Here is a 383-nt window from a genome sequence, read left to right as displayed (position 1 = left end):
GCCGGGGGCGGCTCCGCCAATTCTGGAGAAGGAAGCCGAGCATTTGCCCTCGTCCAACTCCAAGCCGCTGGCCGGCAGCCATCTGCTGATCGTCACGCCGCGCCGTGAGTTGCGCACACAGATCCAGGACTCGGTGCGGCACATGGGCCTGATCATCGATGTGGTCGGCAACATGGAGGAAGCCACGCAATTCTGCTTGGAAGGCTTGCCCCACGGCATCGTGTTTGAAGCAGCACAGCGCGGCTCCGCCTTCGATCTGCTGCGCGCCGACGTGATGAGAGCGGTGCCGGAGTTCAGCTTCATCGCGGTGCTCGCCGAGGACCATGTGACCCAGCTGTCCACCGCCACCAGTGACGGCATGGCGCGTATCGCGCGCAAGCACC

1 pseudogene is annotated in these 383 nt (G+C 64.8%); it reads left to right on the top strand.

Annotated features, from left to right (window positions below):
• Positions 1 to 383 (top strand): annotated as a pseudogene (locus H5407_RS23700) (hypothetical protein); the annotation flags it as partial.

It is taken from the genome of Mitsuaria sp. WAJ17 (assembly GCF_014174515.1).
Lineage (GTDB): Bacteria > Pseudomonadota > Gammaproteobacteria > Burkholderiales > Burkholderiaceae_C > Roseateles_B.
Note: the sequence above shows the minus strand (reverse complement) of the source record. Positions and strands in the feature narration are given on the sequence as shown.